Here is a 19,456-nt window from a genome sequence, read left to right as displayed (position 1 = left end):
GGCGCGAGCACAGCCGAATGATCCTGACGCCCGCAGAATGGCATACCGCCCGGTCGGTACCTAGAGGTCTGCGCGGAACTTGTCATCACGGTCTCGCAACCACCGGCCTTCACGGGCCCTCGGGACCCAGGAGCCGGGCCAGTTCGGTGCGGGAGCGGATGCCGAGGGCGGCGAAGACGTTACGGAGGTGGTGGTCGACCGTGCGCGGGCTGAGCGAGAGCCGGAGCGCGACCTCGCGGTTGGTGGCTCCTTCGGCGACGCAGCGGGCGATGCGCTGCTGCTGCGGGGTGAGCGCGGAGAGCGCCCCGTCCTCCGTGTCCCGCACCGCCCCGACCGGCTCCCCCGCCGCCCGTAACTCGCCGCCCGCCCGCTCGGCCCAGGCGCGGGCCGAGCACCGCTGGAAGGCGACCAGGGCGTCGCGCAGGGGGGTGCGCGCCTCGCGGGTACGCCGGCGGCGGCGCAGCCACTGCCCGTAAAGGAGCTGGGTACGGGCCCGTTCGAAGTCGCCGCCCGCCCGGTCGTGGTGGGCGAGGGCCTCCGCGTACCGGGCGTCGGCCTCCTCCGCGGTGGCCAGCAGGGCGTGGCAGCGGGCCAGTTGGGCGGGGGCCTGCGGGTCGGCGGTCCGGGCGGTCCACCCGGCGAACTCGGCCACGGCGGCCTGGAGTTCACCGCCGTCCTCGACGGCGCGGCCCCCGAGGACGGCGGCCTCGACGTAGCAGGGCACGGCGAGCATCCGGGCGGCGAAGTGGCCCTGGCGGGGCCCCGGGCGCACCAGCGGGCCGAGCCGGGCGACGGCCTCCTCGGACCGCCCCGCGGCCAGGTCGGCCCGCGCCCGGGCCCAGGTGGCGAGGGTCGCGGGCTGGGCGAGGCCGTGGGGCCCGGCACCGGCCAGCGCGGCATCACAGTGGGCGGTGCAGGCCTCGGCGGGCCCCTCCACGGAGGCGGCGAGGGCGAGTACGGCGTGGAGATGGACGGAGCTGTTGGGCTGCCCGGTACGGCGTGCGGCGTGCAGCCCCTCCAGGGCATGGGCGCGGGCCCCGGCGTGGAGCCCGGCCCGCAGCTCGGCGTAGGCGAGGTGCTCCAGGGCCTGCGGCAACAGGGCGTCGGGCCCCCGCGTCCGCACGGCGGCGAGCGCCCGCGCCCCGGTCCGGCAGGCGACGGCGACCTCCCCGAGGACGAGGGCGGCGACCCCGGCGCGGAGGAGGGCGGCGGGGTCGTTCCGACTCACCGGGTACGCAGGGTCCGCCCGGTCCACCGCGTCCGCCGGGTCCAGGCACTGCCGGAGCAGCGCGTGCCCCGCCTCCGTGCGTCCGGCGAGCACCGAACGCATCCCAGCCCGGTAGGAGGCGAAGGCACGGTCGTACGGGGTGGGGTCGACGCGGTCCATGGCCGCCAGGTAGCCGGGCGCGTCGCCCATCACCCAGGCCGCCTCGGCCGCCCCGAGGAGGGCGTCGAGGGCCCGCCGGGGGTCGTGCGGGCCGAGCAGCGCGGCCGCGGCGAGGAGGGCTTCATGGGCGTCGGCGGCGGGCCCGGAACGCAGGGCGAGCAGGCCGTGCACGTAGGGGGCGAGGCCGGGCGCGGTGGTGTGCTCCCCCGCCGACCCGGTCCGGGCCAGCAGGGCGCGGGCCCGGGCCGGGTCGCCGGCGAGGGCGGCCTGTTCGGCTGCCGCGGCGAACCGGGCCGAGCGCAGGGTCTGGTCGGCGGTGAGCGCGGCGGCGCGGGACAGGGCCGAGGAGCGTTCGGCATGCGGGTACGGACTGGTCGCGGCCGCCTCCAGCCGGGCGGCGAGGCGGGCGTCCGGGCCGGGAGCCGCGCAGGAGAGCTGGACGAGGGAGGCGAGCGGGGCGGGGTGTTCGGCGAAGGTCGCCGCTTGGGTGGTCGACGTGGCCGGGCGGGCGCCGGGGTGCGCCGGGCGGGCGGACGAGGCGGTACGGGCGACAGGTTGCGACGTCGGGTCGGGCCCGTCGCCGGGGTGCGCCGACGCGCGGGGCGAGGCGGCACGGGCGCCGGAGTGCGGCGTCGGGCCGGGCCCTTCGCCGTGGCGCACCGACGCGCCCGGCGAGGCGGGGTGGCCACCGAAAAAGGCCGACGCGGCAGGGGCGATGGCGCGGTCGCCGGTCTCCGCCAGCAGGGCGGCGAGCAGCTCGTGGGTGGCGCGGCGGCGGGCGGGCGGGGCGTGGTGCAGGACCGCGCGGGCGAACAGCGGGTGGCCGAAGTGGATCCGGCTGCCCGCCCGTTGCAGCAGGCCCTCGGTCGCGGTGGAGCCGAACAGGACGCCGTCCAGGAAGTCCCGGGGCAGCCCGGTCCGGGTTCCCGCGCGCAGCAGGAGCAGGGCGTCCGCCCCCGCCCCGGCCGGCTCGTGCTCCTGGGCGGCGGCGGCCAGCAGGAGCAGCGCGCGGGTGTGCGCCGGAAGCCCGTCCAGGCGGTCCGCGTGCGCGGCCAGCACGCCCTCGGCGCCCGGCAGCGGACAGGGCAGCGGGGTGCGCCCGGCGAGCTGGTCCGGGGTGAGGCGGCCGGTGAGCCCGGCGAGCAGGCGGGGGTTGCCGGCCGCCTCCCGGAGGAGCTCGGCGCGGACGACCGGGTCGAGTCCCTCCGTAACGCCGGAAAGTCCCTCCCCGCCCCCCGTGAGCCGGTCCAACAGCGCGGCCGCCGCGTCCTCGTCCAGGGGGCCGAGTCGGAGCGCGGGCAGTCCGGCGAAGGTGGGGCCGTCGTCCGCCGCGATCAGGACCGCGACCCGGCTGCCCGCGCCCAGTCTGCGGGCCGCGAAGTTGAGGGCGGTCCGGGAGGCCGGGTCCCAGGCGTGGGCGTCGTCGGCGCAGACCAGCAGCGGCCGTTCCCGGCCCAGCTCCCGCAAGCGGGCGAGCAGCGCGTCGGGGGTGAGGCCGGAAAGGGGGCGCGGCCCGGGCGGGCCCGGGGCCGACCAGAGCAGGGCGTGCAGTCCGCTGTGGGGCAGACCGCGTTCGTCGGGGGCGGCGGTGGCGTACAGCACCGGCCCCCGGGGCCGGTGCGCGGCGGCGGCCTCGCGCAGCAGTGCGGTCCGGCCGAGGCCGGGCGGTGCCGTCAGCACGAGGGCGCCGCCGTCGTCCTGCCGCAGCCGGGCCAGCATGCCTTGCAGGAAGGCGAGTTCACCGCTGCGGCCGTACAGCCGGAGCGGACTGTGCACGGTCGTCGATGAGGTCACATCGGCACGGTAGGACCGTGCGAGCGGGGGCGGAAGGTCCGCGTCCGGCCGCCTGGCCGGGGCGGTGCGGGCTCCCAGCCGGACGGCTCCGGCGCTGTGCACGGGCACAGTGCCGGAGCCGCCGGGAAGACCGGTCCCGCGCCGGTTCCGTACCGGCTACGCCGGTTCTACGAGGAGTGCGGGCAGTTGCCCCGGTACTCCGCGATGGTGAGGCTCGGCTGCGGGATCGGGCAGAGGAACTGCTCGTAGCGGGTGTCGTTGTCGATGAATCGCTTCAGCCACGAAATGCTGTACTTCGCGATCGTGGTGTTGGACGAGTTCGGCGTGAAGTGCGAGGCCCCCCGCAGCTCCAGGTACGCCTTGTCCAGCGACCCGGGCAGCGACTGGTAGAACGGCTCGGAGTGGCTGGAGACCGGGGCGACCGTGTCGCCGTCCGCACCCACCACCAGGGTGGGCGTGCGCAGTTCGGGCCAGGTCTTGTCGGTGTTCCAGCCGGTCAGCGGGATCGCCGCCTTGAGGGATGTACGGCTCTTCGCCGCTTCCAGTGAGCCGCCGCCGCCCATCGAGTGGCCCATCACGCCGAGCCGGGTGGCGTCGACCCGCGTCCGTACCGAGCTTCGCTGGGTCAGGTAGTCCAGCGCGGACAGGAGCTGGCGGCCCCGGCTGTCGGGCTGGTCGACCGTGGTGTTGGTGTCGATGGTGAAGACCACGAAGCCCTGCGATGCCAGGCGCGGCCCGAGCCAGGCGATGGAGGACTGGTAGGCGGTGAAGCCTGGCGAGATGACGACCGCGCCGAAGGTGCCGTCGGCGGTGGACGTCGGGTAGTAGATGGTGCCGCCGCCGAATCCGCTCACGGCGAGCGAGGAGACGGAGGTCTGGGAGGTGGCGTACGAGCCGCGGCTCGCCTCGATGGAGGCGTTGGTGGGGGCCGGTCCGCGCTCGTAGGGGTTGGCGGCGGCCTGGGCGCCCGGGACCAGGGCGGTCATCAGGAGGCCGGCGGTGGCCGCGGCGGCGGTCAGCAGGCCTGCGAGCGTACGGGGGCGGCTCGGGCGTGGGGGGTGCTGGCGTGAGGGGAGGAGGTGCTGCTGCACGGGGGGATCCTCTCGGTGGTGGCGGAACCACACCACGCGAGGCCCACGAGCCCGTCGTCCAGGGGCTGTCGGGGGTGCACCGCGTGGCTGCCGTCGTCGTCCGTCGGCGGTCGCCACTCTCACGGTGCGTCCCGTGGTCACGCATCGGCGGTATCACCGGTCTCGGCAGACCGGTGATACCGCCTCGACTGCTCACCCGCTCAGCGGACCGGGTGTCCCGCTTCCCTCAGCGCGCCCTTGACCTCGGAGATCCGCAGGTCGCCGAAGTGGAACACGGACGCGGCCAGTACCGCGTCGGCGCCCGCTTCGATGGCCGGGGCGAAGTCGGCGAGCCGGCCCGCGCCGCCGGAGGCGATGACGGGGACGGTGACGTGCTTGCGTACCGCCTCGATCATCTCGGTGTCGTAGCCGTCCTTCGTGCCGTCCGCGTCCATCGAGTTGAGCAGGATCTCGCCCGCGCCCAGCTCGGCGGCCCGGTGGGCCCACTCGACGGCGTCGATGCCGGTGCCCTTGCGGCCGCCGTGCGTGGTGACCTCGAAGGTGCCCTCCGGGGTGCGGCGGGCGTCGACGGAGAGCACCAGGACCTGGCGTCCGAAGCGCTCGGCGATCTCGCGGATGAGGTCGGGGCGGGCGATGGCGGCGGTGTTGACGCCGACCTTGTCCGCTCCGGCGCGCAACAGCTTGTCGACGTCGTCGGGGGTGCGGACGCCACCGCCGACGGTGAGCGGGATGAAGACCTGCTCGGCGGTGCGGCGGACCACGTCGTACGTCGTCTCGCGGTCGCCGCTGGAGGCGGTGATGTCAAGGAAGGTCAGCTCGTCGGCGCCCTCGGCGTCGTACAGCTTGGCCATCTCGACGGGGTCGCCCGCGTCGCGCAGGTTCTGGAAGTTGACGCCCTTGACGACCCGGCCGTTGTCGACGTCCAGGCAGGGGATGACACGTACGGCGAGAGTCACTGGGAGCCTCCCCGGTAGGCCTCTACCTCTACCTCGACGACCAGGCTCGGGTCGACGAACCCGGACACGATGATCATGGAGGCGGCGGGGCGTACGGCGTCGAACAGCTCCTTGTGGGCGCGGCCGACGTCGTCCACGTCCCGGGCGTGCGTGATGTACATCCGGGTGCGGACGACGTCCTCGCGGCCGAGTCCCACCTGCTCCAGCGCGGCGAACGCGACGTCGAAGGAGGTGACCGTCTGCTCGTACGGGGAGCCTCCGGCGATCTGGCCGTTCACCACGGAGGTGCAGCCGGCCACCAGGACGAGGCCGTTGGGGAGCTCGACGGCGCGGGAGTAGCCGAACTTGTCCTCCCAGGGGGCGCCGGTGGAGATCCGGCGTACGGAGGCCGAAGCAGTGGGCTCCGTCATGCGGCTACCGCCTTGAGCGCCTCTTCCAGCGTGAACTCCTTCGCGTACAGCGCCTTGCCGACGATCGCGCCCTCGACGCCTTCGGGGACGAGGAGGGAGATCGCGCGGAGGTCGGCGAGCGAGGAGACGCCGCCGGAGGCGACGACCGGGCGGTCGGTGACGGCGCAGACGTCCCGCAGGAGGCCCAGGTTGGGGCCCTCGAGGGTGCCGTCCTTGGCGATGTCGGTGACGACGTAGCGGGCGCAGCCCTCGGCGTCGAGGCGGGCCAGGGTCTCGTAGAGGTCGCCGCCGTCGCGGGTCCAGCCTCGGCCGCGCAGGGTGGTGCCCCGGACGTCGAGGCCGACGGCGATCTGGTCGCCGTGCTCGGCGATGACCTTGGCGACCCACTCCGGGGTCTCCAGGGCGGCGGTGCCGAGGTTGACGCGGCGGCAGCCGGTGGCGAGGGCGGCGGCGAGCGAGGCGTCGTCGCGGATGCCGCCGGAGAGCTCGACCTTGATGTCCATGGCCCCGGTGACCTCGGCGATCAGGTCCCGGTTGTCACCGGTGCCGAAGGCGGCGTCCAGGTCGACGAGGTGCAGCCACTCGGCGCCGGCGCTCTGCCAGGCGAGGGCGGCCTCCAGCGGGGAGCCGTAGGAGGTCTCGGAGCCGGACTCGCCGTGCACGAGGCGGACGGCCTGGCCGTCACGGACATCGACGGCGGGGAGCAGTTCAAGCTTCGGCATTACAGCGTCTCGATCCAGTTGGTCAGCAGCTGGGCGCCGGCATCGCCGGACTTCTCGGGGTGGAACTGGGTGGCCCACAGCGCGCCGTTCTCCACGGCCGCCACGAACCGTTCGCCGTGCGTGGCCCAGGCGACCTTGGGGGCACGGATCTTGGCGTTGGTGACTTCGAGGGACCAGTCGTGCGCCGCGTAGGAGTGCACGAAGTAGTACCGCGCGTCGGCGTCCAGGCCCGCGAAGAGCCGGGAGTCCTCGGGGGCCTCGACGGTGTTCCACCCCATGTGCGGGACGATGTCGGCCTTCAGGGGTCCGACCGTACCGGGCCATTCGTCCAGGCCCTCGGTCTCCACGCCGTGCTCGATGCCGCGCTCGAAGAGGATCTGCATCCCGACGCAGATGCCCATCACGGGGCGGCCGCCGGAGAGCCTGCGGCCCACGATCCAGTCGCCGCGGGCGCGCTTCAGCCCGTCCATGCAGGCGGAGAAGGCGCCGACGCCGGGGACGAGCAGCCCGTCGGCGTTCATCGCGCGGTCGTAGTCGCGGGTGATCTCGACGTCCGCGCCGACGTGGGCGAGGGCCCGCTCGGCGGAACGGACGTTGCCGAAGCCGTAGTCGAAGACCACGACCTTTTTCGTGTCAGTCACAGCGTGCCCCTCAGTCCCACAGGCCCTGGATCCGCAGGATGCCCGCCACCAGGCACATCACGGAGCCGATCGACAGCAGCACGATGACGCCCTTGGGCATCCCCTGCTTGGCGAAGGAGTAGACGCCGCCGGCCAGGAAGAGGCCGACGACGATCAGGATGGTGTTGAGGCCGGTCACAGGGCGCCCTTCGTGGAAGGCAGGATGCCGGCGGCGCGCGGGTCGTGCTCGGAGGCGTACCGCAGGGCGCGGGCGAGCGCCTTGAACTGGCACTCGACGATGTGGTGGGCGTTGCGCCCGTACGGCACGTGGACGTGCAGAGCGATCTGCGCCTGGGCGACGAAGGACTCCAGGATGTGCCGGGTCATCGTCGTGTCGTACTCGCCGATCATCGGCGCCATCTTCTCGGGCTCGGTGTGCACGAGGTAGGGGCGGCCGGAGAGGTCGACGGTGACCTGGGCGAGCGACTCGTCCAGCGGGACGGTGCAGTTGCCGAAGCGGTAGATGCCGACCTTGTCGCCGAGGGCCTGCTTGAAGGCGGCGCCCAGGGCGAGGGCGGTGTCCTCGATGGTGTGGTGGCTGTCGATGTGCAGGTCGCCCTCGGTCTTGACCGTGAGGTCGAAGAGGCCGTGGCGGCCGAGCTGGTCGAGCATGTGGTCGTAGAAGCCGACCCCGGTGGCGACATCGACCTTTCCGGTGCCGTCGAGGTTGATCTCGACCAGCACGGATGTTTCCTTCGTGGTGCGTTCCACGCGGCCTACGCGGGGGCTCATGCGTCGTGCTCCTTCTTCAGTTCGCGTACCGCATCGAGGAACGCGTCGTTCTCTGCCGGGGTTCCTGCGGTGACCCGCAGCCATCCCGGTACGCCGTTGTCCCGGACCAGGACGCCCCGGTCGAGGATCTGCTGCCAGACGGCGTGGCTGTCGTCGAAGCGGCCGAACTGGACGAAGTTGGCGTCCGACTCGGTGACCTCGTAGCCGGTGGCGCGCAGCTCGGCCACCAGCCGGTCGCGCTCGCTCTTGAGCTGCGCGACATACCCGAGCAGCGTATCGGTGTGCTCCAGGGCGGCGAGCGCGGTGGCCTGGGTGACGGAGGAGAGGTGGTACGGCAGCCGCACCAGCTGGACCGCGCCGACCACGGCGGGGTCGGCGGCGAGGTAGCCCAGGCGCAGTCCGGCGGCGCCGAACGCCTTGGACATAGTCCGGGAGACGATCAGGTTGCGGCGGCCCTCGATGAGCGGGAGCAGCGAGGGGTGGTGACTGAACTCGCCGTACGCCTCGTCCACGACGACGACCGACGGCCCGGCGGCCTGGGCGGCGTCGTACAGCGCGAGGACGGTGCCGGCGTCGACGGCGGTGCCGGTGGGGTTGTTGGGCGAGGTGATGAAGACGACCTCGGGGCGGTGCTCGGCGATGGCGGCGCGGGCGGCCGCCACGTCGATGGTGAAGTCGTCGTTGCGCGGTCCGGAGATCCAGCCGGTGCCGGTGCCCCGGGAGATCAGGGCGTGCATGGAGTACGAGGGTTCGAAGCCGATCGCGGTACGGCCGGGCCCGCCGAAGGTCTGGAGCAGCTGCTGGAGGACCTCGTTGGAGCCGTTGGCGGCCCACACGTGGGCCGCCGTGACCGGGTGGCCCGCTGTGCGGCTCAGGTAGCGGGCCAGCTCGGTGCGGAGCTCGACGGCGTCCCGGTCGGGGTAGCGGTTGAGGCCGCGGGCGGCCTCGCGGACCCGCTCGGCGATCCGGTCGACCAGGGCTTCGGGGAGCGGGTAGGGGTTCTCGTTGGTGTTGAGGCGTACGGGGACGTCGAGCTGGGGTGCGCCGTACGGGGACTGGCCGCGGAGTTCGTCGCGGATGGGGAGCTCGTCCCAGGGGTTGAGGGCCTTGCGGTCGGGGAGCCCGTCCCCGGCGTCCCCTGCGTTGCGGGTGGTGCTGCCGTTCGTCACTGCTGCGGAACCTTCCAGCCGAACCTTGCCTTGAGCGCTGCGCCGTGGGCGGGGAGGTCCTCCGCCTCGGCGAGGGTCACGACATGGTGGGTGACCTCGGCGAGCGCGTCGCGGGTGTAGTCGACGATGTGGATGCCGCGCAGGAAGGACTGCACGGAGAGGCCCGAGGAGTGGCAGGCGCAGCCGCCGGTGGGCAGGACGTGGTTGGAGCCGGCGCAGTAGTCGCCGAGCGAGACGGGCGACCAGGGGCCGACGAAGATCGCTCCGGCGTTGCGGACCCGGTCGGCGACGGCGGCGGCGTCCGCGGTCTGGATCTCCAGGTGCTCGGCGCCGTACGCGTCGACGACCTTGAGGCCGTCCTCGATGGAGGAGACCAGGACGATCGCGGACTGGCGGCCGGCCAGGGCGGGCTCGATGCGGTCCTTGATGTGCTTGGAGGCGGCGACCTGCGGGGCCAGCTCGGCCTCGGTGGCGGCGGCCAGCTCCGCGGAGTCGGTGACCAGGACGGCGGCGGCCATCGGGTCGTGCTCGGCCTGGCTGATCAGGTCGGCGGCCACGTGCACCGGGTCGGCGCCGGCGTCGGCGAGGATCGCGATCTCGGTGGGCCCGGCCTCGGCGTCGATGCCGATGCGGCCCTTGAGGAGGCGCTTGGCGGCGGCGACGTAGATGTTGCCGGGGCCGGTGACCAGGTTGACCGGGAGGCAGTCCTCGGTGCCGTACGCGAACATCGCGATGGCCTGGGCGCCGCCCGCCGCGTACACCTCGTCCACGCCGAGCAGGGCGCAGGCGGCGAGGATCGTGGGGTGCGGCAGCCCGTCGAAGTCCTTCTGCGGCGGGGAGGCCACGGCGATGCCCTCGACGCCCGCCTCCTGGGCCGGGACGACGTTCATCACGACGGAGGAGGGGTAGACCGAGCGGCCGCCGGGGACGTAGAGCCCGACGCGCTCGACGGGGACCCACTTCTCGGTGACGGTGCCGCCGGGGACGACCTGGGTGGTGTGCGTGGTGCGGCGCTGCTCGCGGTGGACGAGGCGGGCCCGGCGGATCGACTCCTCGAGCGCCGCGCGGACGGCCGGGTCCAGCTCCTGGAGCGCCCGGGTCAGGGCGTCGGCAGGCACCCGGACCGACGGGATCCGGACACCGTCGAACTTCTCGCCCCACTCGATCACTGCCGCGGAGCCACGATGGCGTACGTCCTCGCAGATGGGCCGCACCGTCTCCAGGGCGGCTTCAACGTCGAACTCGGCACGGGGCAGCAGGTCGCGCAGGGCAGCACCCTCGGGGAGGGCGTCGCCGCGCAGATCGATTCGAGAGATCACACCGCAATTCTCGCAGACCGCTCAGGACGCCCGGTCGCCCGTATCACTGGCTGATACATGTCTCGGCCAACTCCCGCTGTCACTGCTGACCGATAGCTTTCATACCGTCACACAGAGGGAAGAACAGCACTACAGCATGTGTGCACGGAGGGAGCGGCCGTGACCGAGCCGCACGAAGGCGATATCCCGGACGGCCTCAGCGCAGCGGAGCTGGGCATGTGGCAGTCCTTCCGCAACGGGACGACCTACGACTTACGCACCTACGACTCCGCCCGCAACGATCCGTTCGCCCCGCATGTGTGGGGCCCCGAGCGGAGTGTCGGTGCGCGGACGGTGGCGCGGCTGCTGCTGAGCGGGCCACCGGCGAGACCGGGCCGGGTGGCCGCGCTCAAGCTCCGGGGGGTGCGGATCACCGGAAAGCTGGACCTGGCGGGCGGCCGGGTCTCTCCGTACGTGGAGCTGACGGGGTGCCGCTTCGAGCAGGAGGTGGTGCTCCCGGAGTGTCACTTCACGACGTTGCGGATGGTGGGCTGTCTGCTGCCCCGGCTGGAGGCGGCCCGGCTGCACACGGAGGGCGATCTGCATCTGCCGCGCTGCCGGATCGACCGGGGCATCCGGCTCACCGACGCCCAGATCGGCACGGACCTGCTGATCAACCAGCTCAGCGCCGGGCCCGACCGGCACGGCCGGGCCTTCGTCGGGGACGGCATGTCGGTCGCGCAGGACCTCCAGGCCGAGATGATCGAGACGCACGGGGAGCTGAGCCTGCGCGGGGCGAAGGTGGGCGGTTCGCTGAGTCTGCGCGGCAGCCATCTGCGCGCCGCGGCGGACCGCCGCGCACTGAACGCGCCGCAGCTGACGGTGGAGCGCACGCTCTACATGACCGAGGCGTGGGTGAGCGTCGACACCGGGAACCAGGGCACGACTCCCCCGTACGGCGTGGTCTACGCCCCGACCCCGGCGCGCGGGACCCGGTCGCAGATCTTCGAGTGCAAGGGCGGGGTGCGGCTGGACGACGGGCGGTTCGGGGACGCGGTGGACCTGCACAAGGCCCGGTTCACGATGACCCGGCAGGAGGAGCTGTCGCTGCGCCGGATCGTCACGCCGGAGCTGCGGTTCAACGCGGAGCGCCCCGAGGAGGGCCGGGTCGTGCTGAACGGCGCGAAGGTGGTGACCCTGATCGACCTGTCGACGAGCTGGCCGGGCCCGGGCGGCCTCGCGATGGGCGGCTTCGTCTACGAGAACCTCGTCCCGTACGGCCACTTCCCGCTCTCGCGGCGGCTGGAGTGGGTGCTGGCGGCGACCCCGGAGTACGTCCCCGAGCCGTACGAGCGGCTCGCGACGGTGCTGCGGGGCAGCGGCGAGGACGCGGACGCGCGTGAGGTGCTGCTGGCCAAGCAGCGCCGCCGCCGCGAGACGCTGCCGCCGGCCGCGAAGGCGTGGGGGTTCCTCCAGGACTGGACGGTGGCGTACGGGTACCGGCCGGGGCGGGCGGCGGTGTGGATGGCGGTGCTGTGGGCGGCGGGCACGGCGGCGTTCTCGCAGTACGACCCGGCGTCGATCAAGAACGACGAGTCCCCGCTGTGGAATCCCGCGCTCTACGCGCTGGACCTCCTGATCCCCGTGATCAACCTCGGCCAGGACGGCTACTGGCGGATGGAGGGCGGCTGGCAGTGGGCCGCGGCCGGTCTGGTGCTGGTGGGGTGGGTTCTGGCCACGACGGTGGCCGCCGGAGCCTCCAGGCTGCTGCGCAGGGGCTGACGGAAAGGGCAGCTGGAACCGGGTTCGGCCGCCCGGGACCGGCGTATCCGCGGGCGGGACGGGGCTCCTGGGCCGGCAGTGACGAGGTGACGGGCAGGTCAGGTTCAAGCCACCCCCGGACGTTTCCTTTGCCTTTTCTTGACCCGGCCCGATACAACCCATTCACTCGGCACAGAAGCTTCACAGCACATCCCTGGCGCGGCCCTCACCAGCGCTTTTCAATGGTCTGCACCATGGCCTTCCTTCGTGCTCTGCTCAGTACCGCGCGCATGATCCGGCACAGCCCTCCGCTGTCCGCCGGACTGCCCGCGGATGACGCCGTGCTGCTCGACGCCCCCGATGAGCAGCTCTCCCCGGCGCTGGTGGCCGCCGCCCTGGGCGACCACGAACCGGCCGCCAAGCTGCTCGCCACCACGCGGTCCTCCGCCGACTGGGAGAACCGCGACCGCTACCTCGGCCGGCTCGTCACCTTCGCCCGCCACCGGGACGGCTGGCTCACCGACTGGCTGGCCGCCGACCCGCGCGACCCCGACGCCCTGCTGGTCAAGGCGGAGCTCGCGGTCCGCCGGGCCTGGGAGTCGCCCGCCCGCGCGGAGCGGCTCCACGAGGTCGGCCCGATGATCACCGCCGCCGCCGAGGCGGACCCGCGCGACCCGGTTCCCTGGCGGCTCGCCCTGGACCACGCCCGGGGCACCCACGCCACGCACACGGTCTTCGAGTCGCTGTGGGAGCAGGCGATACGGCGCTCCGCGCACCACTACGGCTGCCATGTGGCGGCGCTGCGCTACCTCTCCGCCGCCTGGTACGGCTCGCACCGCGAGTGCTTCGACTTCGCCGAGCGGGCCGCCGAGGACTCCCTGCCCGACTCCCTGGTGCAGGCCCTCCCGGTCCGGGCCGCCTTCGACCTGCTCCTGGACACCCAGGCGCTGGGCCGGACCACCTCCGTCCTGGAGGAGCGGATCGACGCGGCGGCCGACGCGGCCATCAGGCTGTCGGCCGCCTACCGGCCCGGCGACCCCTGGCCCGCCGAGGTCCGCAACCTCCTCGTGTACGTGCTCCTCGCCCGCGGCCGCTGGGCCGAGGCGCTGGACCAGTTCACGCTGATCGGGCAGCACGCGACGTCGTTCCCGTGGTCCTCGGTCTCCGACGACGCCCTCGGCCGGTTCCTCGACGCACGGGACGGCGCACGGCTCCAGGTGGCCTCCGCGACCCCCTTGCGCAGCCGCGCAGACCGCGGACGTCCGCGCGGCCATTACGCTTGAGCGTTGTGACCACCGCCCGTCTTCCCCTTTTCCCGCTCAACGCGGTGCTGTTCCCCGGCCTCGTGCTGCCGCTCAACGTCTTCGAGGAGCGATATCGCGCCATGATGCGGGAGCTGCTGAAGAGCGACGAGGACGAACCTCGCCGCTTCGTCGTGGTCGCGATCCGCGACGGCCGCGAGACCGCGGTGACGGGCACCGGCATGCCGGACCCCGTCGCCTCCGCACCCCCCGCCGAGCGCGCCCCCGCCGAGGGCTTCGGCCCCGACCCCATCCAGACCTTCCACCGGGTCGGCTGCATCGCCGACGCGGCGACCATCCGCGAGCGCCCGGACGGCAGCTTCGAGGTCCTGGCCACCGGCACCACCCGGGTCAGGCTGCTCTCGGTCGACGCGAGCGGCCCGTATCTGAGCGCCGAGGTCGAGGAGGTGGCCGAGGAGCCGCCCGCCGAGGACGAGGCCGACGAGGCCGGGGCCCTCGCGGAGGGCGTCCTGCGGGCGTTCCGCTCGTACCAGAAGCGCCTGGCCGGGGCGAGCGAACGCTCCCTCGCCACCGGCTCCGAACTCCCCGACGATCCCTCCGTCGTCTCCTACCTGGTCGCGGCGGCCACCGTCCTGGACGTCCCCACCAAACAGCGGCTGCTCCAGGCCCCGGACACCGCGACCCGCCTGCGCGAGGAGCTGACGCTGCTGCGCCGGGAGGCCGCGGTCATCCGCCATCTGCCCTCGCTGCCCGCGCCGGACCTGACCCGCGCCCCCACCCACCCCAACTGAACAAGGACTCCCCACCGGTGGCGAAGAAGCCGAAGAAGCAGTCGGGCGGCACCCCCGCCACGGTCGCCCTGACCGCGGCGGGCACCGCCTTCACTGTCCACGCCTACGACCACGACCCGGCCTCCCCCTCCTACGGCGAGGAGGCCGCCGAGGCCCTGGGCGTCTCCCCCGACCGGGTCTTCAAGACCCTGGTCGCGGAGGTCGACGGCGAACTGACGGTCGCGGTCGTCCCGGTGGCCGGCTCCCTGGACCTCAAGGCCCTGGCGGCCGCGGTGAACGGCAAACGCGCCACGATGGCGGACCCGGCGGCGGCGGAACGCACGACGGGCTACGTCCGGGGCGGCATCTCCCCCCTGGGCCAGCGCAAGCGCCTGCGTACGGTGCTGGACGCGTCGGCGCGGTCGCACGCGACGATCTGCGTGTCGGCGGGGCGCCGGGGCCTGGAGGTCGAACTGGCGGCGCCGGACCTGGCGGAGCTGACGGGGGCGGTTTTCGCGGAGATCGGACGGAACGCGTAGGCCCTCCGGCGTTTGAGGACAAAGGGGACCCGGGGCAGCGCCCCGATCTTCCAGCCCCTCCGGCGCTTGAGGAGCGGGGTCCGGGGCGGAGCCCCGGTTTCGGGAAGAGTGGGGTCTCCCCTGCTCGAACGAAGTCGAGAGCTTGGGGATGGGTAGGGGAGAAGCCCGCCGCAGGCGCCCCCACCCGCACCGCTAGGACACCCCCGAACCCCCAGGCGGCACAGGCGACGCGCCAGGCCCAGCAGTCCCGCCAGACCCGCCCTGCCCAGCAGGTCCACCCGGCCCACCCTCAGACCCCTCCCCCGGCCCCCCGTAATACGACGACCACCCCGCCCCCGCCGCCCAGTCCGGCTCAGGGTCCCGAGGCCCGAACGCCGCGGTCAGCAGCAGATGCAGGGCCAGCGCCACGAACGGCCACACCAGCACCGCCACCGCCACCGCGTGCAGCTCCAGCGGCGCATCGAACACGACCCCCTTGCCCGCCTCCCGCGCGCGGGCCACCACGTCGGAGGACGGCCCGAGCCAGACCCCCACCCGCCAGGCCAGCAGCGAGCCGAGCACCGCGCCCAGCGCGAGACCCACCACCACGAAGACACCGCCCCGCCGCAGCCGCCAGAAGACCGCGGCCGCCGACAGCACGCCGAACCCGACCGCCAGCAGGACAAACGTTCCGTCCGCCCCGATCGCCTCCTCGCCCTCACTGTTCCGCAGGAAGACGGCGCTGCCGTCGGAGACCAGGGGAACCCGGGGCGCGAGCCACAGCCACAGCAGCCCGAGCGCGATACCGGCGATCGCCACGAGCACGGTGACCACCGCGGCCTGGCGGAGCTCCGTCGCCGTGTCCGGGTCGTCGGGCGAGCCGAACGAGGGCGCGAGGTGGGAGCCCGAGGGCGGGGCCTGCCACGGATCGTGGGGGTTCGGCTGGTGAGGCGGCGTCAGAGGTGCGGTCACCGTGCCATCGTGCCAGGCCACCCTGTGCCGCGCCTCACCGGATGCCGCACCCGTGCGTACGGGGCCCACCACCGGCGCCACCTACCGTACGGCGGCCCGCCGGTACGCCCACGTGGCCACGGCCAGCGACAGCACCCCCACCACCGCGCAGATCGCGAGGAAGAAGCCGATCATGCCCCAGTCCGGACGGGCGTCGAAGGAGCGGGCCAGCGCCTCGACCCCGTACGTCGAGGGCAACAGGTCACGCGCCCACCCCACCGGCCCCGGCAGCCGGTCGGCCGGCAGCACCCCGAGCAGCAGGGCGGCGGACATGCCCAGCTGCCCGAGCAGGGTGGCCAGCTCCGGGCGCGGGGCGAGCAGCCCGAGGGCCGCCCCGAGACCGGCCAGCGCGGCGCCGGAGAGCGGGATCACGGCGACCAGGATCCACAGGTGGGTCATCGGGAGCTGGAACAGCACGCTCCCGGTGATCGCCGTGAAGACCGTGCCGGGCACGGTGAACGAGGCGTACGCGCCCGCCGCCCCCAGCACCACCGCGGCGGGCGGCACCGGCAGGGTGGCGTAGTGGTCGAGCCCGCCGCCGGCCCGCAGCTGGCCGAAGTACTGGGCGAGCAGGTTGAGCGCGACGAACGCCACGACCAGCACGCTGGAGCCGGCGACCACCGCACGGGCCTCGGCCCCGCCGTCGACGACGCCCCGCATCAGGACCATGATCCCGACGGACTGGAAGGTCGCCACGAAGAGCAGCGGGATCCGGGCGACCCGCGCCCGGGAGAGCTGGGCGCGGTAGACGGCGGCCAGCGAGGGCAGCAGCCGGGCGCGCGGCGCGAGAGGGGCGGGCACGGTCCGCGCGGCGGAGCCGGGGCCGGAGGGGCGGGGCAGGGGCCGGACGCGCGACGGTGCGGTCCTGGCCGGAATGATGCTCGTCACCTGTGGCCGCTCTCCTTGCACCCGTCCAGCACATCCACCGCGCCCACCATTACGTGCACCGCCTGCGCGGCGTTCAGAGCCCGCACCCCGCGTCCGTGGATCCTCACGCCTTCACCAGCCCCTTGGTCGCATTGGCCGCGTCTCCCCCGAGCGCCAGGTACACATCTTCCAGGCTGGGTGTGGCCAGGGTGAAATCGTCGAGCGCGGCGAAGGCAGCGCCGCCCGTCACCGCGGCGACCGCGGCCCGGGCCTCGTCGGGGCCCAGCCGCAGCACCCAGCGCCGCCCGGACTCCTGGGCGGACGGGCGCAGCGCCGCGACCTCCGGCACGTCCAGGGGGGCGCGCTCGCGCCACATGAGCTCGACGCGGACCTCGCCGGCGACCTTCTCCTTGAGTCCGGAGGGGGTGTCGCAGGCGATGACCCGGCCGCGTTCGAGGACGGCGACCCGGTCGAGGACGGTCTCGGCCTCGATGACGTTGTGGGTGACCAGCAGGACGGTGGCGCCGCGCTCCGCCCGGCGGCGGTCGACGGCGGCCCAGACGGCCCGGCGGGCCACCGGGTCCATGCCGGTCGTCGGCTCGTCCAGGACCAGCACGGGCCGGTCCCCGACGAGCGTGGCGGCGAAGCAGGCGAGCCTGCGCTGACCGCCGGAGAGCTTCTTCAGGGGCCGCCCGGCCAGTTCGGTGAGGCCGAGCTCCTCCAGTACGGCATCGCGTTCGGCGCGCGCCTCGCGGACGTGGAGCCCGCGCAGCCGTCCGGTGGTCTCGGCGGCCAGGGAGACCGTCAGTTCGTCCAGGGCGGTGGATTCCTGGCCGAGGTAGCCGATCAGCCGGGAGGCCCGCTCGGGGTGGCGTACGAGGTCGTGGCCGAGGACTTCGACGGAGCCGGAGTCGGGGCGCATCAGCCCGGTGAGCTGGCGGACCAGTGTGGACTTGCCGGCGCCGTTGGGGCCGAGCAGGCCGAAGATCTCGCCGCGCTCGACATCGAGGCTGATCCCGTCGGTGGCGCGCACCTCGGGTGTGGCGGGTGTGCCTCGGCGGCCCCGGACGGCGGGATGGGTCTTGACGAGGTCACGCACCGCGCACACGGTGCCGGTGTCGCTCTGCGCCTGTGCTGTGCCCGTACTCACGAGGTACGAGGGTACGGGGTCACACGCCCCGGTTTGCGTCCGGGGCCGCCATGGGTCGCGGAGCCCGGCACGATCGGCGGGCCACGCGCCGCCGCGCCCCTACTCCGCCACCGGTACGTGCTCGGCCGCAGCGCGCACATCGATCTCGCGCCAGAATCCCGCCCGGATCGCGTAGCGGTCGTGCTCGTCGATCTGGTCGTCCTTGTGGGCGAGGAGTCCGAAGCGGGCCGCGTACCGCAGGAGTTCGCCGTCGATGCGGTGCGGGATGCGCGGGTACATGGTGGAGAGCTTCTGCAGGTGGACGGTTTCCGGGAGCCGTTCCATCCAGCGCCGGGCGAAGACCTGGCCCACTTCGAAGGGGTCGCCGCCGACGGTGGTGATGTCCTCCTCCCGGTCGGCCCAGCGCTGTTCGGCGCTGGTGAGCTGGGCGAGGGTCGGCAGGGACGCGGTCTCGGCCGGCTCGCCGAGGGGGCCGCCGCGCTCCACCCAGCCCCGGTCGGAGGACCAGCGCAGGGTGGCGTTGGCGGGCTGCGCGGCCTGGGCGGCCGTCCGGTCCGGATGGGTGCTGTGGGCGCGGAGTGCGGCGAGGTCCTTGGGGGTGGGGACGCCCTTGTGGCCGGGCGTGGGCGGGGTGTCGTCGGAGGGGCCGGTGTCGGGGGGCGCCGGGGGGCCGTTGCGGGCGGCGGCGGCCTGGGCCTCGGAGGCCCGTTCGGCGGAGGCGGCGAGGGCGGCCTCCGGCAGCGGGGCGGAGAGGATGGCGGCGATCTCGGGGCGCGGGGCGGGCGGCGGGGGGCAGCTGCCGCCGGTGTCCTTGGCCCGTACGGCCTTGGTGATCCAGGCCCGGTCGAGCACGCGCCGTTCGTCCGCCTCGGCGACGAGGTCCTCGGACTGGTTGTAGTCGCCGTCGGCCGCTTGGACGGCCCACAGGTGGACGGCGACCCCGTGCTCCTTGGCGGACATCAGTCCGGGCAGCAGATCGCCGTCCCCGGTCACCAGGACCACATCGGAACAGGCCCGGTTCCTGGCCAGTTCGGTGAGCTCGGCGTGCATGGCGGCGTCCACGCCCTTCTGGGCCCAGCGTCCGTCGCTGCGGGTCAGGGCTCCCAGCCGTACGGTCACCCGGGAAATCACCCGGAGCCTGCGGTGCTCGGGCTGGGGTACCCGGTCGGGGGCGCCGTCGAACCAGTAGATCCGCAGCAGCGGCTGCTGCGTATCGGCTTCGGCCCTCTCGCGCAGCCCCTGGATGAGGGCCGCGTGGTCGACGGTGATGCGGGACCGGGCGGGCTCTCCGGCCAGCAGGCTCGCGGCTGCGCCCAGCAAGTAGCCGGCGTCCACCAGGACGACGCAACGGTCCACGCGTTCCACCCTCTTCCAGGAATTCGGGAACGGTTCAGCGGCCCGTCCCTCGATGGCCGGGTCCGCTTACCCAGGGTTTCCTTCGAGTCTGCCCGACCACGCAAGGGTTAACGGCCGGAACTCGATCATCGGCGTGGCGAATCGGGAAAGGGCTGGAAAAGGTCTGGGGCGGGTGCGCGGGGCAAGGTCACTGCGGATACCACTACGCACGGTAATGATCCAACATGCACTGTTTGCGGCGCTATGTGAATCTGGCAACGGTCCTGGCCCCCCAGGATTCCCCACAGGAGGCATTCACCATGGCCAAGAACAAGAACCGCAAGCAGGGCAGCCAGCACGATCGCGCGTCCGAATCGGAGCGTGGTTCGGAGCAGGCGAAGTCGACGGCGTTCGAGTCGCAGACCCAGCCGCAGTCGCAGTCGCAGTCGCAGGGCAGCCCGTCGGACGTGGCGCGCAAGCACCAGCGGCGCTTCGGTCACAACTGACGCGTCGGCCGCTCGCGGTCATGCACGAGAGGGGCGT

General features: G+C 73.7%; 19 protein-coding genes. 5 read left to right on the top strand and 14 right to left on the bottom strand.

Annotation, left to right across the window (positions count from 1 at the left end; genetic code table 11):
- Nucleotides 1-109: 109 nt before the first annotated feature.
- The 10 genes from ACK8N7_RS28245 to hisD form a co-directional block, all read right to left on the bottom strand.
- Nucleotides 110-3,181 carry a helix-turn-helix transcriptional regulator gene (locus ACK8N7_RS28245; protein ID WP_500444460.1) on the bottom strand — a complete coding sequence of 1,024 codons (3,072 nt, stop codon included), beginning with the start codon at nt 3,179-3,181 and terminating at the stop codon, nt 110-112.
- 167 nt (nt 3,182-3,348) lie between these two features.
- Nucleotides 3,349-4,272 (bottom strand): bis(hydroxyethyl) terephthalate hydrolase, encoded by a 924-nt coding sequence (gene bdeA, locus ACK8N7_RS28240; protein WP_403208965.1) that lies wholly within the window; start codon nt 4,270-4,272, stop codon nt 3,349-3,351.
- A gap of 200 nt (nt 4,273-4,472) precedes the next feature.
- Nucleotides 4,473-5,228 (bottom strand): imidazole glycerol phosphate synthase subunit HisF, encoded by a 756-nt coding sequence (gene hisF, locus ACK8N7_RS28235; RefSeq protein WP_015607959.1) that lies wholly within the window; start codon nt 5,226-5,228, stop codon nt 4,473-4,475.
- Nucleotides 5,225-5,638: a RidA family protein gene (locus tag ACK8N7_RS28230; protein WP_403208963.1), complete on the bottom strand. Its 414-nt coding sequence runs from the start codon at nt 5,636-5,638 to the stop codon at nt 5,225-5,227. Before ACK8N7_RS28230 ends, hisF begins: the two co-directional genes overlap by 4 nt.
- On the bottom strand, nt 5,635-6,360 hold the full coding sequence (priA, locus tag ACK8N7_RS28225; RefSeq protein WP_403208961.1) for a bifunctional 1-(5-phosphoribosyl)-5-((5-phosphoribosylamino)methylideneamino)imidazole-4-carboxamide isomerase/phosphoribosylanthranilate isomerase PriA: 726 nt from the start codon (nt 6,358-6,360) through the stop codon (nt 5,635-5,637). Before priA ends, ACK8N7_RS28230 begins: the two co-directional genes overlap by 4 nt.
- The gene (gene hisH / locus ACK8N7_RS28220; protein ID WP_500444459.1) at nt 6,360-7,001 is read right to left on the bottom strand and encodes an imidazole glycerol phosphate synthase subunit HisH; all 642 of its coding nucleotides are present in this window, start codon (nt 6,999-7,001) and stop codon (nt 6,360-6,362) included. The genes priA and hisH overlap by 1 nt, the downstream gene beginning before the upstream one ends.
- 10 nt (nt 7,002-7,011) lie before the next feature.
- Nucleotides 7,012-7,179, bottom strand: coding sequence for a CG2302 family histidine operon protein (locus ACK8N7_RS28215; RefSeq protein WP_003969742.1), 168 nt, complete (start codon nt 7,177-7,179; stop codon nt 7,012-7,014).
- On the bottom strand, nt 7,176-7,772 hold the full coding sequence (hisB, locus tag ACK8N7_RS28210) for an imidazoleglycerol-phosphate dehydratase HisB (RefSeq protein ID WP_015607963.1): 597 nt from the start codon (nt 7,770-7,772) through the stop codon (nt 7,176-7,178). Before hisB ends, ACK8N7_RS28215 begins: the two co-directional genes overlap by 4 nt.
- Nucleotides 7,769-8,941: a histidinol-phosphate transaminase gene (locus ACK8N7_RS28205; RefSeq protein WP_403208959.1), complete on the bottom strand. Its 1,173-nt coding sequence runs from the start codon at nt 8,939-8,941 to the stop codon at nt 7,769-7,771. The genes hisB and ACK8N7_RS28205 overlap by 4 nt, the downstream gene beginning before the upstream one ends.
- Nucleotides 8,938-10,260, bottom strand: coding sequence for a histidinol dehydrogenase (gene hisD, locus ACK8N7_RS28200; RefSeq protein WP_403208957.1), 1,323 nt, complete (start codon nt 10,258-10,260; stop codon nt 8,938-8,940). The genes ACK8N7_RS28205 and hisD overlap by 4 nt, the downstream gene beginning before the upstream one ends.
- Nucleotides 10,261-10,419: 159 nt before the next feature.
- Here hisD and ACK8N7_RS28195 point away from each other — a divergent pair, with 159 nt between their 5' ends.
- The 4 genes from ACK8N7_RS28195 (at nt 10,420) to ybaK (ending at nt 14,571) form a co-directional block, all read left to right on the top strand.
- Entirely contained in the window at nt 10,420-12,021 is a 1,602-nt protein-coding gene (locus ACK8N7_RS28195) for an oxidoreductase (RefSeq protein WP_403208955.1), read from the top strand.
- Nucleotides 12,022-12,242: 221 nt separating this feature from the next.
- Nucleotides 12,243-13,283: a hypothetical protein gene (locus ACK8N7_RS28190; RefSeq protein ID WP_403208953.1), complete on the top strand. Its 1,041-nt coding sequence runs from the start codon at nt 12,243-12,245 to the stop codon at nt 13,281-13,283.
- A 5-nt stretch (nt 13,284-13,288) separates the two neighbouring features.
- Nucleotides 13,289-14,053 carry an LON peptidase substrate-binding domain-containing protein gene (locus ACK8N7_RS28185; RefSeq protein ID WP_403208951.1) on the top strand — a complete coding sequence of 255 codons (765 nt, stop codon included), beginning with the start codon at nt 13,289-13,291 and terminating at the stop codon, nt 14,051-14,053.
- Nucleotides 14,054-14,070: 17 nt separating this feature from the next.
- Nucleotides 14,071-14,571: a Cys-tRNA(Pro) deacylase gene (gene ybaK, locus ACK8N7_RS28180; RefSeq protein ID WP_500444458.1), complete on the top strand. Its 501-nt coding sequence runs from the start codon at nt 14,071-14,073 to the stop codon at nt 14,569-14,571.
- Nucleotides 14,572-14,763: 192 nt separating this feature from the next.
- Here ybaK and ACK8N7_RS28175 read toward each other — a convergent pair whose 3' ends face one another.
- The 4 genes from ACK8N7_RS28175 to ACK8N7_RS28160 all read right to left on the bottom strand — a co-directional run bounded on the left by ACK8N7_RS28175 (nt 14,764) and on the right by ACK8N7_RS28160 (nt 18,943).
- The gene (locus ACK8N7_RS28175; RefSeq protein ID WP_403208947.1) at nt 14,764-15,543 is read right to left on the bottom strand and encodes an ABC transporter permease; all 780 of its coding nucleotides are present in this window, start codon (nt 15,541-15,543) and stop codon (nt 14,764-14,766) included.
- Between the two features lie 60 nt (nt 15,544-15,603).
- Nucleotides 15,604-16,449 carry an ABC transporter permease gene (locus ACK8N7_RS28170; RefSeq protein ID WP_403208945.1) on the bottom strand — a complete coding sequence of 282 codons (846 nt, stop codon included), beginning with the start codon at nt 16,447-16,449 and terminating at the stop codon, nt 15,604-15,606.
- 103 nt (nt 16,450-16,552) lie between these two features.
- Nucleotides 16,553-17,536 carry an ABC transporter ATP-binding protein gene (locus ACK8N7_RS28165; RefSeq protein ID WP_403209095.1) on the bottom strand — a complete coding sequence of 328 codons (984 nt, stop codon included), beginning with the start codon at nt 17,534-17,536 and terminating at the stop codon, nt 16,553-16,555.
- A 141-nt stretch (nt 17,537-17,677) separates the two neighbouring features.
- Nucleotides 17,678-18,943, bottom strand: coding sequence for an NYN domain-containing protein (locus ACK8N7_RS28160; RefSeq protein WP_403208943.1), 1,266 nt, complete (start codon nt 18,941-18,943; stop codon nt 17,678-17,680).
- Nucleotides 18,944-19,233: 290 nt separating this feature from the next.
- Between ACK8N7_RS28160 and ACK8N7_RS28155 the strand changes: the two genes are divergently transcribed.
- Nucleotides 19,234-19,419 carry a hypothetical protein gene (locus ACK8N7_RS28155; protein ID WP_403208941.1) on the top strand — a complete coding sequence of 62 codons (186 nt, stop codon included), beginning with the start codon at nt 19,234-19,236 and terminating at the stop codon, nt 19,417-19,419.
- Nucleotides 19,420-19,456: the final 37 nt, after the last annotated feature.

The organism is Streptomyces griseobrunneus (assembly GCF_046713465.1).
Taxonomy (GTDB): domain Bacteria; phylum Actinomycetota; class Actinomycetes; order Streptomycetales; family Streptomycetaceae; genus Streptomyces; species Streptomyces microflavus.
Note: the sequence above shows the minus strand (reverse complement) of the source record. Positions and strands in the feature narration are given on the sequence as shown.

Excerpts from the sequence above, each read along its gene's own strand:
- ACK8N7_RS28230 (WP_403208963.1), bottom strand. The coding sequence starts at position 5,638 with ATGACGGAGCCCACTGCTTCGGCCTCCGTACGCCGGATCTCCACCGGC.
- priA (WP_403208961.1), bottom strand. The coding sequence starts at position 6,360 with ATGCCGAAGCTTGAACTGCTCCCCGCCGTCGATGTCCGTGACGGCCAG.
- hisB (WP_015607963.1), bottom strand. The coding sequence starts at position 7,772 with ATGAGCCCCCGCGTAGGCCGCGTGGAACGCACCACGAAGGAAACATCC.
- ACK8N7_RS28190 (WP_403208953.1), top strand. The coding sequence starts at position 12,243 with ATGGTCTGCACCATGGCCTTCCTTCGTGCTCTGCTCAGTACCGCGCGC.
- ACK8N7_RS28155 (WP_403208941.1), top strand. The coding sequence starts at position 19,234 with ATGGCCAAGAACAAGAACCGCAAGCAGGGCAGCCAGCACGATCGCGCG.